The 15,971-nt window shown below is 26.5% G+C and carries 15 protein-coding genes and 3 tRNA genes; 10 read left to right on the top strand and 8 right to left on the bottom strand.

What is annotated here, in order from left to right; all coding sequences use genetic code 11:
* Positions 1–66: 66 nt before the first annotated feature.
* Both fabG and HL033_RS04305 read left to right on the top strand, forming a co-directional pair.
* Positions 67–798, top strand: a complete 732-nt coding sequence (gene fabG, locus HL033_RS04310) for a 3-oxoacyl-[acyl-carrier-protein] reductase (protein WP_218194048.1) — start codon at positions 67–69, stop codon at positions 796–798.
* Positions 799–830: 32 nt separating this feature from the next.
* On the top strand, positions 831–1,712 hold the full coding sequence (locus HL033_RS04305; protein WP_218194047.1) for a hypothetical protein: 882 nt from the start codon (positions 831–833) through the stop codon (positions 1,710–1,712).
* Between the two features lie 23 nt (positions 1,713–1,735).
* On the opposite strand, the gene HL033_RS04300 is transcribed toward HL033_RS04305, so the two are convergent.
* The 6 genes from HL033_RS04300 to HL033_RS04275 form a co-directional block, all read right to left on the bottom strand.
* A tRNA-Met gene (locus tag HL033_RS04300) sits at positions 1,736–1,809 on the bottom strand.
* 314 nt (positions 1,810–2,123) lie between these two features.
* Positions 2,124–2,804, bottom strand: a complete 681-nt coding sequence (locus HL033_RS04295) for a septal ring lytic transglycosylase RlpA family protein (RefSeq protein WP_218194046.1) — start codon at positions 2,802–2,804, stop codon at positions 2,124–2,126.
* 55 nt (positions 2,805–2,859) lie between these two features.
* Positions 2,860–3,894 (bottom strand): tRNA (adenosine(37)-N6)-threonylcarbamoyltransferase complex transferase subunit TsaD, encoded by a 1,035-nt coding sequence (gene tsaD / locus HL033_RS04290; RefSeq protein ID WP_218194045.1) that lies wholly within the window; start codon positions 3,892–3,894, stop codon positions 2,860–2,862.
* Positions 3,895–3,901: 7 nt separating this feature from the next.
* Positions 3,902–4,867 (bottom strand): TAXI family TRAP transporter solute-binding subunit, encoded by a 966-nt coding sequence (locus HL033_RS04285; protein ID WP_218194044.1) that lies wholly within the window; start codon positions 4,865–4,867, stop codon positions 3,902–3,904.
* 10 nt (positions 4,868–4,877) lie between these two features.
* Positions 4,878–5,597 (bottom strand): triosephosphate isomerase, encoded by a 720-nt coding sequence (locus tag HL033_RS04280; protein WP_218194043.1) that lies wholly within the window; start codon positions 5,595–5,597, stop codon positions 4,878–4,880.
* A 25-nt stretch (positions 5,598–5,622) separates the two neighbouring features.
* Positions 5,623–5,696: transfer RNA gene (locus HL033_RS04275), tRNA-Thr, on the bottom strand.
* Between the two features lie 166 nt (positions 5,697–5,862).
* Between HL033_RS04275 and rsmA the strand changes: the two genes are divergently transcribed.
* On the top strand, positions 5,863–6,657 hold the full coding sequence (rsmA, locus tag HL033_RS04270; RefSeq protein ID WP_218194042.1) for a 16S rRNA (adenine(1518)-N(6)/adenine(1519)-N(6))-dimethyltransferase RsmA: 795 nt from the start codon (positions 5,863–5,865) through the stop codon (positions 6,655–6,657).
* Between the two features lie 94 nt (positions 6,658–6,751).
* On the opposite strand, the gene argS is transcribed toward rsmA, so the two are convergent.
* Entirely contained in the window at positions 6,752–8,482 is a 1,731-nt protein-coding gene (gene argS / locus HL033_RS04265) for an arginine--tRNA ligase (RefSeq protein ID WP_218194041.1), read from the bottom strand.
* 72 nt (positions 8,483–8,554) lie between these two features.
* Between argS and HL033_RS04260 the strand changes: the two genes are divergently transcribed.
* The 3 genes from HL033_RS04260 (at position 8,555) to HL033_RS04250 (ending at position 10,388) form a co-directional block, all read left to right on the top strand.
* Positions 8,555–8,980, top strand: a complete 426-nt coding sequence (locus HL033_RS04260) for a hypothetical protein (RefSeq protein ID WP_218194040.1) — start codon at positions 8,555–8,557, stop codon at positions 8,978–8,980.
* 40 nt (positions 8,981–9,020) lie between these two features.
* Complete coding sequence (recO, locus tag HL033_RS04255) at positions 9,021–9,737, top strand: DNA repair protein RecO (RefSeq protein ID WP_218194039.1); 717 nt, start codon at positions 9,021–9,023, stop codon at positions 9,735–9,737.
* A 93-nt stretch (positions 9,738–9,830) separates the two neighbouring features.
* The gene (locus tag HL033_RS04250) at positions 9,831–10,388 is read left to right on the top strand and encodes a hypothetical protein (RefSeq protein ID WP_218194038.1); all 558 of its coding nucleotides are present in this window, start codon (positions 9,831–9,833) and stop codon (positions 10,386–10,388) included.
* A gap of 662 nt (positions 10,389–11,050) precedes the next feature.
* Here the strand turns inward: HL033_RS04250 and HL033_RS04245 are convergent.
* Positions 11,051–11,127 (bottom strand) — tRNA-Pro (locus HL033_RS04245).
* Between the two features lie 211 nt (positions 11,128–11,338).
* Here HL033_RS04245 and HL033_RS04240 point away from each other — a divergent pair.
* From HL033_RS04240 to HL033_RS04225, 4 genes are all read left to right on the top strand, one after another.
* Positions 11,339–11,926 carry an RlmE family RNA methyltransferase gene (locus HL033_RS04240; protein ID WP_218194533.1) on the top strand — a complete coding sequence of 196 codons (588 nt, stop codon included), beginning with the start codon at positions 11,339–11,341 and terminating at the stop codon, positions 11,924–11,926.
* Between the two features lie 870 nt (positions 11,927–12,796).
* Positions 12,797–14,296 carry a YifB family Mg chelatase-like AAA ATPase gene (locus tag HL033_RS04235; RefSeq protein WP_218194037.1) on the top strand — a complete coding sequence of 500 codons (1,500 nt, stop codon included), beginning with the start codon at positions 12,797–12,799 and terminating at the stop codon, positions 14,294–14,296.
* A 106-nt stretch (positions 14,297–14,402) separates the two neighbouring features.
* A complete protein-coding gene (locus HL033_RS04230) occupies positions 14,403–15,320 on the top strand; it encodes an Hsp70 family protein (RefSeq protein WP_246575258.1) in 918 nt (305 codons plus the stop codon).
* 17 nt (positions 15,321–15,337) lie between these two features.
* Positions 15,338–15,691, top strand: a complete 354-nt coding sequence (locus HL033_RS04225) for a ferredoxin family 2Fe-2S iron-sulfur cluster binding protein (RefSeq protein WP_218194019.1) — start codon at positions 15,338–15,340, stop codon at positions 15,689–15,691.
* Positions 15,692–15,971: the final 280 nt, after the last annotated feature.

Genomic DNA, 15,971 nt, shown 5'->3' with positions numbered 1-15,971 from the left:
TTGTAATTAAATATAAATTAATATAGCATAGCAGAGTATTAAATTAATTCAATTTAGTCTAATTTAATGTTTAATTTATTAGGAAAAAAATTTTTAATTACTGGAGCTTCCGGTGGAATTGGAAAAGCTATTGCAACATTATTTTCTGATTCAGGTGCAGAAATTTGCCTATCGGGAACAAAAGTAGGTATTTTACAAGACTTAGCTAAAGAATGCAAAAATAAAACACACATCATAGCATGTGATTTATCAGTTAATGAAGAAATTGAAAACTTAGTTGATAATGCTTTATGTGTAATGGATGGATTAGATGGTGTTGTATGCAATGCGGGTATTGCATTAGATAAATTAACTATACGTATGTCTAATGAGGATTGGAATAAAGTAATTAATTTTAATCTAACCACAACATTTAAGTTAAATCGCAATGCATGCAAGGCAATGCTAAAAAAAAATAGTGGTAGAATTATTAATATTTCATCAGTTGTTGGAATAACTGGTAATGTTGGTCAAGTAAATTATGCTGCTTCTAAAGCAGGAATTATCGGAATGAGTAAGTCTATAGCATTAGAACTTGCAGGTCGTAATATTACTGTCAATTGTATTGCACCAGGTTTTATTGATACACCTATGACAAAAGTATTATCAGAAAAGCAAAAAAACTATATTCTTGAAAAAATTCCAATGAAAAGGATGGGTACTCCTAAAGAAGTAGCTTCAGTAGCATTATTTCTGGCAAGTGATGCAAGTCAATATATTACAGGTCAAACAATTCATGTTAATGGAGGCATGACTTAATGATATAAATAACTAATAAATTTGCTTTATTAATGTATAAAATCATGCTTTATATGCTTCAAAGATTGAATATAGCTTTACATTCACGATTCTCTAGTATTAAGTATTATGATCTCTTGTTTGCTTTTTCCTTAATTTCTTATCTCATATATGCTATATCTTTTCTTTTAACAATACTAGTACAATGTTCTACAATAAGCTTATTTCCTAATATAAAATCTTTGCTATTATTAAATGTTTGTACTGTATTGTGTGCACGTGCTGTAATTGCACTACATTCATATATTCAGCTGTTTTTATATAATAAACTTGCTGATAATGAATCAAAAAAAAATAGTAAATCAATTAAATCGAAAAAAGTAGCATATACTATGGATGTAATAGTTACTACTACAGCAATAGCAATACAAATATTAGCTATCGTTCAAATAATAAATAATAATTTTAAAATAGTAAATGATAATGCTGTAGCAATACATTTAAAAGGGACTGTAGATTTAATATGCTTATTAACAAAAGTAACAATTATTTTACCTTTATTAATTTATGATTCTTATTCTCAAGTACAAAATAACCGCTTAAATAATACACAAAACAACCAATTTAAAATGCTATTGCAATTACGTATAGCAATGTTTATTGTAAGTATAATGGGAATTGTTGGTAAAGTAATCAACGTATTGGAACAAACTGAACATTTTTACTTATTTAAATTACCAAGTCCTACAAATAATAGCTCTAATATTTTTCCTTTCGGTCCAATTATTAGAATAATCTGCATAATTGCCAGTATAGCTATAGTTTCAATGACTTATGTTACAGAAAAGAATATAGCAACACAAAAAAAACAACAACAGCTTATAATCCAACAAGCTATTCGACAACCACAACCTAATATTTCTATTTTGTATTAAACTTCATTATTAATTTAAAAAAGTGGCTAGAGAGGGATTCGAACCCACGACCAAAAGATTATGATTCTTCGACTCTGACCAACTGAGCTATCTAGCCATGACAGTATAATTTAATAACATATGATAATAATCATTGCAAATACAAATGTAATTTTCTATAAAATTTTATAAAAAATTTAACTTTGTAGATTATGCTAAGATAATAACTATTAAAAACACATAATTTTGATTATTTTCATAGAAATATATTCTCTTAACATAAATAATATTACTAGCAATGTATATTATATTGTTTTTTAACATAGATTCAATTTATAATAAAATAATTAAAAAGGATATTACTTTTCCTAAGTATTATAAAAAATTAAGAAACACTATTTTAATAAAATTTATTAAAAAATCTAATAACTATTAATTCACATATACATAATATGTATCATTTTTAAAAAGTAATCTAACATTACGTAGTCCTTGACTTCTCAATTTTGAAATTATATACTTAGCATAATTTACGTCTTTAATTTTAGAAAGATATCCAGCATTAGTATTAGATTTATTTTTTCTATAATTTTCTATAATTTTTTCATAATATTTTCTATAAGATGGAACATTGTGAACTAATTCTTGTGACATTTTTTTTAAATAAGTAATTTTAACTTTAGCTATACCTTTATCACGAAAACCCAATACTATAGCAGCTTTTTCCGAAAGGTCAATAATTCTATTACTGACAAATGGTCCTCGATCGTTAACTTTTACAATAACCTTTTTCCCATTTTCTAAATTAGTAACCTCTACAAAACTAGGTAATGGCAAAGTTTTATGTGCTGCAGTTAATAAAAATCTATTAAACTTATCACCATTTGCAGTAGTTTTATTATGAGATTCAGCGCCATACCAAGAAGCAATACCTACTTCTTCGTAATAATCATAATATTGTGGCTTATAAGAAATCCCATCAATCATATAACTATTACCTATCTTATAATGCCCAATTTGAGACTTACCAGCAAAATAAAACTTATGATAGGGATTAAGGTAACATCCACTTAATAAAAGTACTACATAAATAAAAAAAAATTTAAATATCATATTTTAAAAATAAATATTGAATTCCCAAATAACATACAAAATTATAAATATATATTTACATATCTTCTAATCTCCATTGAGATTTTGGTGTAAAACTCAAGTCACTTACATTTCCATTAAATAAATTTTCAACACCAGCCCATCCTACCATAACCGCATTATCTGTACATAAATTTTTAGGAGGAAATAACACTTCAAATTTATAATCTTTTGCACATACCAAAATATTATTACGTAAAAAATTATTTGCAGCTACACCCCCAGTAACTACCATTTGTTTTATATTTGAATCAATAACACGAGTCATTTTAATGGCATTACAAATACGATTAACTAAAATATCACTAACACACTTTTGAAAAGATGCTGATATATCACATACCATTTGATTATCAATGATCTTTTCCTTATTTATAATATTCTTGACAGCTGTCTTAATACCAGAAAATGAAAAATCACATCCTGCACGATGTAATAATGCTCTAGGTAAAAAAAACCTATCATTACCATTAATAGATTTTTCTTCAATCAATAATCCTCCTGGATATCCTAAATTTAACATCTTAGCTATCTTATCAAATGCCTCCCCCAATGAATCATCAATAGAAGAGCCTAATTTCTTATATTTTCCCACATTATAAGCTATTAAAAATTGACAATGACCTCCTGAAATTATTAATAATAAAAAAGGAAAACTAATTTTATGAAACATCCTAATAACTAAAGCATGTGCTTCTAAGTGATTAATAGCAATAATAGGCTTTTGCATTACACTTGCAATTGCTTTTGCCATCATAACTCCCACTATCAATCCACCAATCAACCCAGGACCTGAAGTGACAGCAATAGCATCAATATCTTCAAAATTTACTACATTAGATACAGCTTGATAAATTAAATTACTTAAAAATTTTAGATGAGCACGTGATGCAATTTCAGGAACTACACCTCCATAATCCTGATGTTCTTTTTGAGATATTATTTTATGTGATAACACTTTTCCATGACTACTTACAACTGCAACAGCACTTTCATCACAACTTGATTCTATCCCTAGTACTATCGCTTCTGATTTATGTAAAAAATGCATCGTCAAGCTACTTAATAATACCTATTTCCTTATAATATTGTCTTGCACCTTCATGCATAGGTGCAGTACTTTCTTGCGATAAATCACTAGCTGTTAAATTTTTTAATGCTCCACTTATTCTGTGAAAATCAGATAAATGTAAAGCTATATACTTTACAATTGAATATGCTATATCATTACTCAAATTTGTTGTTGCCAATAAAGAAGCTTTAACTGCTAGTGTTTTAACATCTTGTTGATTATTTTTATATATTTCACCAGATATAATACTTTTTTGATAATAAGGATACTTAGCACGAAGCGCAGATATTATCTCATCATTTAAATGAATAAAAACAGCATCACAAGTGACAACTGCTTCTTGCATCGCAGCATTAGGATGTCCAACTAAATCTGCAACTACATCAACCTTTCCATCACATAATGCTTGTATTTGTTCTGATGCTTTTAATTCTGAAATTACAGCAAAATCTTTATTTGACCACCCTTTTTCTTTAAACAACTTTAACATCATAACCTTAACTCCACTACCAGGGGCACCAATATTCACCCTTTTCCCTTTTATATCATCAAATGAACGTATACCTAAATCTCTACGAGTTATCAAAGTAAAATATTCTTTATGTAAAGACGCCAATAACCTTAAATTATACATAGGAAGCATTTTATTATAAATATTTAACCCATTGTATGCATAATATTCTAAATCTGATTGTGCAATACCAATATCCATATTACCCATACGCATAGAGTTTAAGTTATAAATACTACCAGTAGTTGAAGAAATTGAACAAATTATCTTTGTTAAAGATTTTTTATTATTATATGATGCAAACTTACAAATATTACTACCAACAGGATAGTATACACCTGTCATGGATCCAGTTCCAATTGAAACAAATTCTTTTTTTAAATCTGCAGCATTAGCATTAAAAAATAAAAAAATAGTAAATATTATAATAAATTTTTTCATAAAGATATCCTTAACAATCAATATTACATATTATTTTATAAAAACTATCTACATTCAAGCTTGCATTACCAACTATAACACCATCTAATCTCTGAATTTTTTGTATATCGTGTATATTATGATAATTAACAGACCCACCATATATTAACTTACAAGAGTTAATATATGATTTAATAATATCAAAAGATTTATTTATTAACTCAATAGATGGCAAAGTACTATTACCTATAGCCCATATTGGCTCATAAGCTATTATAAACTCACCATTATTAGGCAAGCATTTTTCACATTGACTTAACAGTACATCACGAGTTATACCATTATTTCTGTCAGCTAAAGTTTCTCCTATACAAACAATAGGAATTAACCCTGCATCTATTACACTTTGAGCTTTAAGTTTAACTTCATTATCAGATTCATAAAAAAGCTGACGTCTTTCAGAATGTCCTACAATAACATATTTGCAATTACATTTTTTTAACATACTTGCACTAATCTCACCTGTATACTGCCCACTTTCTTTATAATAACAATTTTGTGCTCCAAGCTTCACCATAGAACTAAATTCAATAAAGCCAGACATAGAAATAAATGGAGGACATAAAACTATTGTTAAATCTTTCTTATTCAAATAATCAGCTATTAAAAAGGAATTTAAGCTTTTACAAAATTCCATAAATGCCAACGGAAATCCATTCATCTTCCAATTAGCAATAACAATAAATGACATTATTAATAACACTCAAAATTGCACGTGCCGACTGTCAGAATCGAACTGACAACCTACTGATTACAAGTCAATTGCTCTACCAAATTGAGCTAAGTCGGCTCACTGAATAAAATAAACATATAACCCTAGATGTTAACTAACATGTAATATATCATAATATAAAAGTCAACTTTTAATTATTTAATTAAGTAAATACTTTTATTGATTATTATTGCAAATTGCTTTTATTATACTAAGCATAAAATATAATATTTAGCAATATTTTATGCAAAACAAACAATTTTACAAAATAAAAGCAAATAAGTCACTTGGCCAAAATTTTATTATTTCAGATGAAATTACTGATAAAATCGTATCATATTCACAAAATATTACAAGTGATTCCATTATTGAAATTGGTCCAGGATTGGGAATTTTAACAAAATCTATATTAAAGAATAATCCAAAAAAACTTATTTCTATAGAAAAAGATCATCGTTTTACCGATATATATACTAAATTAGCAAAGGATTATCATGGTAAATATGAGTTTAAAATTGCTGATGCTCTTAACATAAACTATAAAACACTAGCCAATCCACCAATTAAAATTATAGCAAATTTACCATATAATATATCTACTACTTTACTACTAAAATTATTAAATGATATAAACCATTTCGATAGCTTAACATTAATGTTTCAAAAAGAAGTTGCAGATCGTATATTAGCACAACCTAATAGTAAATCTTATGGCACTTTATCAATATTAGTACAGCTATTATGTAAAGTTGAGAAAATGGAAGATCTAATGCCTGACGCATTTTATCCATCACCAAAAGTACATTCTTCAATTCTTCATATAATACCATTCAAAACCCCTAAATTTAAAGTTGATTATCATAAAGTTACTAAAGTAGTAAATGCTACATTTAACTATAGACGCAAGATGATCCATACAAGCTTAAAACATATTACTAATAACGTGGAAACAATTCTAAAATTAGCTAATATCAATGGAGATTTACGTCCAGACAACATGTCCATAGAGCAATTTTGTAAAATTGCATATTTCATATAAATGAAATCAATACTACTTTCATATATACTTTGTTTTTATCAACCATATTTATTACTCCAATATATTTGAAGAATTTTAAAACTATAATTACAATTTATGACATTTCCTCTAATGGAGAAATAGAAAATATTGCTAATCCTGAAGCTATAACATAAGATACGGCTTTAGCTAAATACATTCTTACAGAAGTAATATTAATATCATCATCAATAATAAATCTCATATTAGCGTTATTATTACCATAACCCCAAAGTACATGAAATGCTTCTGCAACTTCTATTAAATAAAAAGCAATACGGTGCGGCTCAAAAGTTTTTGCAGATAACTCCACAATTTCTGGCCATTTTGCAAGTAGTTTAATTAACAACAATTCTTCATCAGACGAAAGAATAGTAAAATCAACATCATTTAGTGTTAATAAATCAGAACAATGACGCATCAATGAACACACTCTTGCATAAGCATATTGTACATAAAATATAGGATTTTCCCTTGATTTTTCTATTACCTTTGCAAAATCAAAATCTAATACCATATCATTTCTTCGCGTCAGCATAATAAATCTTGTAATATCTTTGCCTACTTTTTTTACTACATCTTTAACAGTTAAAAATTCGCCTTTCCTTTTTGACATTTTAACTGGTTCTCCATTCTCAAGAAAGTTAACTATATTATGCAACTTTACATCTAGTATAGCTTTATCATCACTTAAAGCTTTGACTGCAGATTTTAATCTTGTAACATACCCTGCATGATCAGATCCTAATTCTAATATCATGCGGCAAAATCCACGGGATATCTTATCAAAATGATACGCTATATCACCAGCAAAATACGTCCAACTTCCATCTTCTTTTGTTAGAGCTCTATCAACATCATCTCCAAATTTTGTTGATTGAAATAACATTTGTCTTCTTGGAGACCAATCAGAATATTCTTTACTTTTTGGTTTTTCAGGAACACCATAATATATTAATCCTTTTTCTTGCAATACTGCTATACACTTATCAATAGTAAAACTATTATGTAACTGTTTTTCTGACGTAAAAATATTATGATAAATTCCTAAGGAATGCATATCATCTTTAATAAGATTCATAATATAATCTAAAGTATAGTTTTGAATTATGTCCATCTTTTCAATATTGCTCATATTTAATAAGCTATCTTGATATAAGCAAAATAATTCCTGCGCTACATCTTTTAAATATTCACCTGGATATAATCCCTCTTCTATAATAATATTTTCTCCTAAAATTTCTTTATATCTCATATACACAGACTGAGCTAATATAGTTATTTGATTACCTGCATCATTAATATAATATTCTCTAGTAACTTTATATCCTACCCATTCTAATAAATTTGATAAAACATCACCAAAAATTGCACCACGAGCATGTCCTATATGTAACGGCCCAGTAGGATTTGCAGACACAAATTCAATATTAATTTTTTCATTATTTCCTAAATTGACTTTACCATATTCATTTTTTAGTATATTAATGCTAAATAATACTTTGTACCAAAATTCAACTTTCAATTTAAAGTTAATAAAGCCAGGTGCTACTACTTCTATAGTTGATATTTCTTCTATTAAATAAAACTCTTCAATTAATATTTTAGATATTTCTAGTGGATTCTTTTTTTCAAATTTACCAATAATTAACGCAGCATTAGTATATATATCACCATGCTTGTTATTTATAGGAGGTCCTATTATCAACTTGCTAATTAAACTATCATCAAATTTTATTAATTTCTTTTCCGATAAATGATAAATTTTTTGTAATATCAGGTTTTTAATGTAATTAAATAAGTTCATTAATGTAGTTTTAATTTAATTTGATGTATACCTAATTATATAAATTTATTACTAACATAGAAAGCATAAAAAATGAAGAAGGTTATATTATTAACACTGTTATTAATATTTGCACAAAATTCATTCGCAAGTATTTGTAACTGTAATCATAGCGTTACTACTAAAAATAAAGATGATATTATTTTTAGTGGTAGAGTAGAGGATATTATATATATTACGCCTGTAGAATATATAGCAAAGTTTTTAGTATATGATGCATGGCAAAATGTAAATACAAACAACATCATTATCTTTTCTACATATAGTCAAAAATGCAATATAAATTTCAATATAGGTAACGAGTATTTAGTATATGCAAAAAAAATTCCTACACCAGATTCAAATGTTGGATTTATTCAATATTGCAGTAATACAAAAAAACTCCACAATGCTCATAAAAATGAATTAAAAAAATTAGGTATCCCAAAACATTATTACATAGGTACACAAAAAAAATGATATAATTAAAAAAATATATTATTTATACAAGCATTAAAATATGAGATGGCAAGATAAAGGAATAATAGTTGGAATATGTAAATATGGTGACCAACATTTAATAATTTCTTTATTAACCAAACAACATGGTCTATCAAAAGGCTTAACAAGGAATACCATTAGAAAAGTACCTATTTTACAAATTGGTGATTATATTAATGTCATATGGGCTGCAAAATCAATAAGTAATTTAGGATATTTTAAATGTGAATTAATTACATCAACATTACACTATTTTCATGATAAAATAAAATTAATGTGTATTGCATCAATTACATCAATAATAGGTAAAATTTTACCAGAAAATGAAGTACAACCAGTGATATATCAATCTCTAATTAATTTAATTCAGGCCATAAAAAACAACACTAATTGGTATAATAAATATTTAAAATTAGAATTAAATATATTATCACACTTAGGATTTGCATTAGATTTATCAAAGTGTGCAGTTAATAATTCAAATTATAATTTAAAATTTATATCTCCTAAAACAGGTAAAGCTATATCACAAGAAATAGGACTACAATATAAAAAAAAGCTATTTCCATTACCTAAAATTTTACAAGATATATACAATAACAATGATACATATCAATGTTCTACTGAAGAATTTAAATTAAGTTTAAAAATTTTAGGATATTTTTTACAAAAAAACCTTTCTATTAATAATACAACTTTATCAATATACAGGAATGAATTAATCAACCAATTGTAATTATGATTTACATTTTTAAAAAATTTTCATATTCTGTTAATATTATATGTATAATAAATTATTATAATAATAATTATTATTCACATAAAGATTATGTCTAGTGAAGAATCAAAAGGAATAAACATTGCCGCAATGCAATCTGCTCTTCATTATCATGAGCAGCAGTCAGGCGATCATGCAGAAGGTGATGATGCAACTATTTTTGCATCAATTTCTGGAATGATATTACATCATATCGAACAATCCTTAAAAGGCAATCCTACTGATAGTCTTACTGCAAATTTAATACAAGCATGTTCCGTATATTCCTCATTTGCAGGACTAGAAATATCATTAAAAATAATGAGTACATCAGATAAAAACTTATTTGGATTAAAAGCATTATTTGATCACATACGCAATAACAATGCTGCTGATGAATCTGGTGGTGACGCAAGTGACTATAATGAGCAATATTTAAACCCACATGATAATCCTGAACTTTACGATCCTCATCATTTTAATGAATACCCACATGCTGATAAAGATATTATGGAAGCATCACATGGAATACAAGAAATGCAGCATAGTCCAATAGAACATGATAATCATATATCCCCTTCGCATTCTCCAGTAGTACAACATAGTCATGATAATACTCACAGTATATGATCTATTCTGATAATCTATAAAACAACATTACATCTTTTAATTTAAATAATAGGAAATAACATATTTTGCTACTAATCTTATACAGTTTGCTACTAATCTTATACAGTAATAAATTAAAATCAGGATAAACTAACTAGTATTTATTTTACCATTAAGACAATACAAATGATATAAATAATCAAGAAGTTTTAAAAATACTACGTTTAAATTTTCGGCCAGAATTTTTAAATAGACTGGATGAAATTATAGTATTTAATAAATTATATAGTACATTAAAGCTATTTACCTTTGATATTTTTTAAGTAAGAACAAAAAACTGCACTACAAAATTTGCTTCACCTTTATGTTCTATTAATAATCATCATATAATTAAATATATACAAATTTATTTCATTGAAATCTTACTTTCTCAAAAAGCTTATCTTTTATCACGCAATAAATAATGTACTGATCTTTTACAAAAAAAATTAATTCTAAGTGAACTTTAAATTGTATATATATCAATATTTTAATATCTATTTTGCTTCCTCATATCCAAATGTAAGATATACTAATAATTATCATTTATTAGCTACTTTTTTACATTATAAAATTTAAAAAATATAATCTTACATAATGCTCAATCAATATCTATCCATTATACTATTAATTCTTAAAATAAGTGGTCGGGGTGGAGAGATTTGAACTCCCGACCCCTTGGTCCCAAACCAAGTGCGCTACCAAGCTGCGCTACACCCCGTTGATATGCATAATACACAATAATGTACATTACAAGATATAACACCGGCTGTCAATAAGCATACTTTATCCATTAGAAATAATTCTTTTTTTTTTATTTTTAATCCTTATTATTAAGCTAATAATACTAATCAATGAGGCATATCATAGCTATCGTTCTAAAAACCGCAAAAGGTAGAAGTACGTCATCAACAAGATGGCTCCTAAGACAAATCAATGATCCTTATGTTTTATTAGCAAAAAAACAAGGTTATAAATCTAGGTCAGCATATAAACTTATAGAAATAGATAACAAATTTAAAATTTTTAAAAAAGGATATTATGTATTAGATCTTGGATCATCTCCTGGAGGATGGACGCAAGTAGCAGCACATAAGGTGGCAAGTGATGATAAGTCTTATGTAATAGCTGTAGATATTAATCACATGGATCCAATCCCTAATACAAAATTTATCAATTGTGACATCATTAATAATACTAGATTAGTATATGATGCATTACAAGATATGAAATTTAATATAGTATTATCTGATTTAGCACCTAAATCTTGCGGTCATAAATATATAGATCATGCTAATATTATGAATTTATGTGAAATTGCATTAAACATAGCAAATAACTTTTTACTCGCTGAAGGAATATTTGTAACTAAAATCTTACAAGGAGAATATGAAAAAGAATTTTATCAAAAAATGAAACATTCTTTTAAAAAAGTAAAATACTTTAAACCTAATGCAAGTAGAAAAAATTCTCCTGAAATGTATCTAATAGGACTTGGATATTTACATAAATGTTTATAAACACAAATATTAACTTAAAAATACCTTCACTTCTTAGCTTCTTATATTATATCTAACTGATCAAATTTTATGAATATTTACCTTAAGTATCATGTATCTATTTATGTACTAATATACATGTATAAGATAATTTTTTATTCTTTAATATGAACATTTAATTATAAAAAAAACAAGTAATTAGATAAAAGTAAGATAAAATACCATTTTTTATATTTCTTATTATATAGATATTTCTCTTTAGACATCATGTATTATGTATGTACTAATATTACAGTATTATATACTCAATAAATTATAACAATAATTTATTACTTATAACTACATAAACCTTAAATTTAGTATTACATTTCCTTTTAAAATTATCTTTATATTTTACAAGTTGTTATAATATTCTCTATATAATCCTTATATAATATAGCTATATAACAATAATATTTGAAATTCTTTTATCTGAAAATAATTACACACTACATATTAATATAAATAGTAGCTCTATATTACAAATATATTTAAAATACCATGAAGTACTAAACTTTGTAAATCAGTCATGGATCCAACTTATTAAAAACCATTTTTTAACTAGAATATTTTTTAGTTACAGTCAATGATATCTACACTTTTCATTAATGAAATAATCCCCCTTACCTTTACTATATGTTAATTTAACATAAAAAGATTAGATTCTAAATGTAATCTAACATTCATCTCTTTTATAAATAAATCTTTAATTTTATAATAAACAACACTACTACATAAAATTAAGTATTAAATAATACACAAGTAAATTTAATAAAGAAATTAATAAATATTAAAATATTACTAGAATTTCCTAAATAATTTATTTATATTAAAAAAAATAATATAAATATTATGACAATTAATATTCATACTGTAGCATTTCATGGAATTCAAACCTTAAATGTAGTTGTCCAAATACATGTTGCAAGGGGAATCCCTGCATTTAACATAGTTGGATTACCAGATAAAACTATTGCTGAATCTAGAGAAAGAATAAGGGCATCTCTTACTTCCATAAATATGACTTTACCTACACAAAGAATTACAGTAAATTTATCTCCAGCAAATTTATTTAAAGAAGGAAGCCATTATGATTTGCCTATAGTTACCGGCTTATTAGCAATCATGAATATTATTCCTAAAATCAACGATTTATCATCTTATATTATATTAGGAGAGCTTTCACTTGATGGAAGTATTATTTCTGTACCTGGAGTATTACCTAGTGCTATTAGTGCATATAAAGAAAAAAAAAGCATTATATGCCCTTATGATAACGGCTCAGAAGCAGCACTAATTAATAATATTACAATATTGCCAGTAAAACATTTAGCATCACTTATTAATCATTTTAATAATAATAATAAAATTCCTCCTCCTAAAAAACAAAACATTATTAATAATACAATTTCAGTAGATATGAAAGACGTAAAAGGTCAATTAATTACAAAAAGAGCTATTGAAATTGCCGCTGCAGGAGGACATAATTTATTAATGATAGGATCTCCAGGAACTGGTAAATCAATGTTGGCAAAAAGGTTATTGAGCATATTACCAGATTTAAGTCATGATGAAACCATTGATATCAGCATAATTGCAAGTATTTATCAAAAATGTAGCACATTACTTAAATCTAGACCTTTTCGCGAACCTCATAGCTCATCATCTCTTGCTGCAATGATTGGAGGTGGACGTAATGCGTATCCTGGAGAAGTAACCTTAGCTCATAATGGTGTATTATTTTTAGATGAATTACCAGAATTTTCACGACATGTCTTAGATGCTTTACGGCAACCTCTAGAAAATAAAAATATTCTTATACCAAGATTAAAATCTCATATAACTTATCCTGCAAATTTTCAGTTAATAGCTGCTATGAATCCATGTAGATGTGGATATTTTGATAATACCAACCACTCTTGTAACCGCGCACCAAAATGTGCTATTGAATATCAAAATAAAATTTCTGGTCCTATAATGAGCAGAATAGATATACATGTTGCTGTACCAAATATTAACATATTTTCACAAGAATGTTATTCAGAAGATTCAAAATCAATAAAAAGCAGGGTAATAAAGGTCCGGAAAATACAGGAAGACCGCTATGTTAGCATTAAATCAAAGTGTAATGCACTTTTATCAGAAAGTGATATAGAAAAATTTCTTATATTAAATAAAAATGCTATTAAAATTTTAAAAAATGCAACACAAAATTGCTATTTATCAATAAGAGATTATACAAAAATACTAAAAGTAGCTCGTACAATAGCTGATTTAGCTTTAAAAGAGATAATAGAAGAAGATGATGTAGCAGAAGCACTAACTTATTTAAATAAAAATATTTACAATTAATTATTAAAATTGACTATTAAGTGCATCACAATAATTAGACATATTTAATATACAAAACAAGTTATTTGAATGTACAATCACGAAACAAGATCTCAATAACATCATCATGCCGTTAATAAACAAAACTTTACAAATAGTTACAGATACTCTTGCAAGTGTTAATATAAATTATCATCATATATCTAAGGTACTTTTGGTTGGAGGTTCAACAAAGACTCCAATGATAAAGAACATGTTAAATAATCTTTTTCCAAATAAAATATTTGATAACATTAATCCAGAAGAGGTTGTTGTCACTGGTGCTGCACTTCAAGCATACTATCTTTCAAATCCACATATAAATAATAAGAGCATATTAATCGATGTACTACCTTTATCTTTAGGACTTGAAACAATAGGAGGGATTGTTGAAAAAATAATACCACGTAATACACCAATTCCCACATCTGCCATTCAAGAATTTACTACATATGTAGATGGTCAAACTTCTATACAAATACATATATGTCAAGGCGAGCGTGAAATGATATTTCATAATAAATCTTTAGCAAAGTTTGATTTAAAAAATATACCACCACTACCTGCAGGACAAGCAAGAATTAAAGTAGAATTTTCTGTCGATGCTGACGGTTTATTAACTGTCTCAGCACAAGAAGACTCTACAGGGATCAAAAAGTATGTTGAAATTCAATCAACATACAACCTAACAAATCAAGAGATAGAACAACATATATCAGAATCTCTAGAAAACTTTGATCAAGATATGCAATTAAGATACTTATCTGAAATAAAAATTAAAGGACAAAATATGATAAAAATAATAAAAGATAATTTAGTAAAAAATAAAGATTCAATAGAAAAATCCGAAAGAAAAGCAATTAACAATGCGATTCAAAAATTGCAACATACTCTATTAAGTAACAACATAAATAATATAGAAAATGCTATTAATAGTCTCGTATTAAAATCTTCAAATTTTATGCAACAAATGATTCTGGATTTAAAAAAATCTATTAATAATTAAATACACGGAGATATTTTATGCCATTCGTTACTTTTACTTTTCCAGATGGAAGCAAACATACTTTCCAAGCTTATGAGGGAGAAACTCTACTAACATTAGCACATAGAAATAACGTCAATTTAGAAGGTGCTTGTGAAGGATCTTTAGCATGTTCTACCTGCCATCTAATCATTGATCCATCATGGTACAGTGTAGTGGAAAAATATAATGAGTTATCAGATGAAGAAAATGACATGCTTGATCTTGCATTTGGGTTAACAGAAACTTCAAGACTTGGGTGTCAAATTATGATTACTAAAGAACTTGACGGACTATGTGTAACATTGCCAAGTGAAACCAGAAATATTTCTTTCAATAATAATGAAAATTAAACAAAAATCAATATATCAAAAATGTACATGAAAATTATCATTTGCATACATTAAGCATTAGTACATTTTACATCTGGAGCTTTGATATATAATTACCTCTTTTTAATTTTCACTTATGTTTACCTAAGATTTTTTATTAATTTTCTGCAAAGATATAACTAAAAATCAGGTTATAGCTTTGTTAATATTATAAAATATAATCATTTTTATAAATAATCTTTCCTTTATTTATCAATTTTTAAATTATTAATAAACATTACACAAAATATGTCTATTAAAA

Origin of the sequence: Neoehrlichia mikurensis, from assembly GCF_019186785.1 — a bacterium.
GTDB lineage: Bacteria > Pseudomonadota > Alphaproteobacteria > Rickettsiales > Anaplasmataceae > Neoehrlichia > Neoehrlichia mikurensis.
This window is presented reverse-complemented; position numbering and strand designations above follow the sequence as displayed.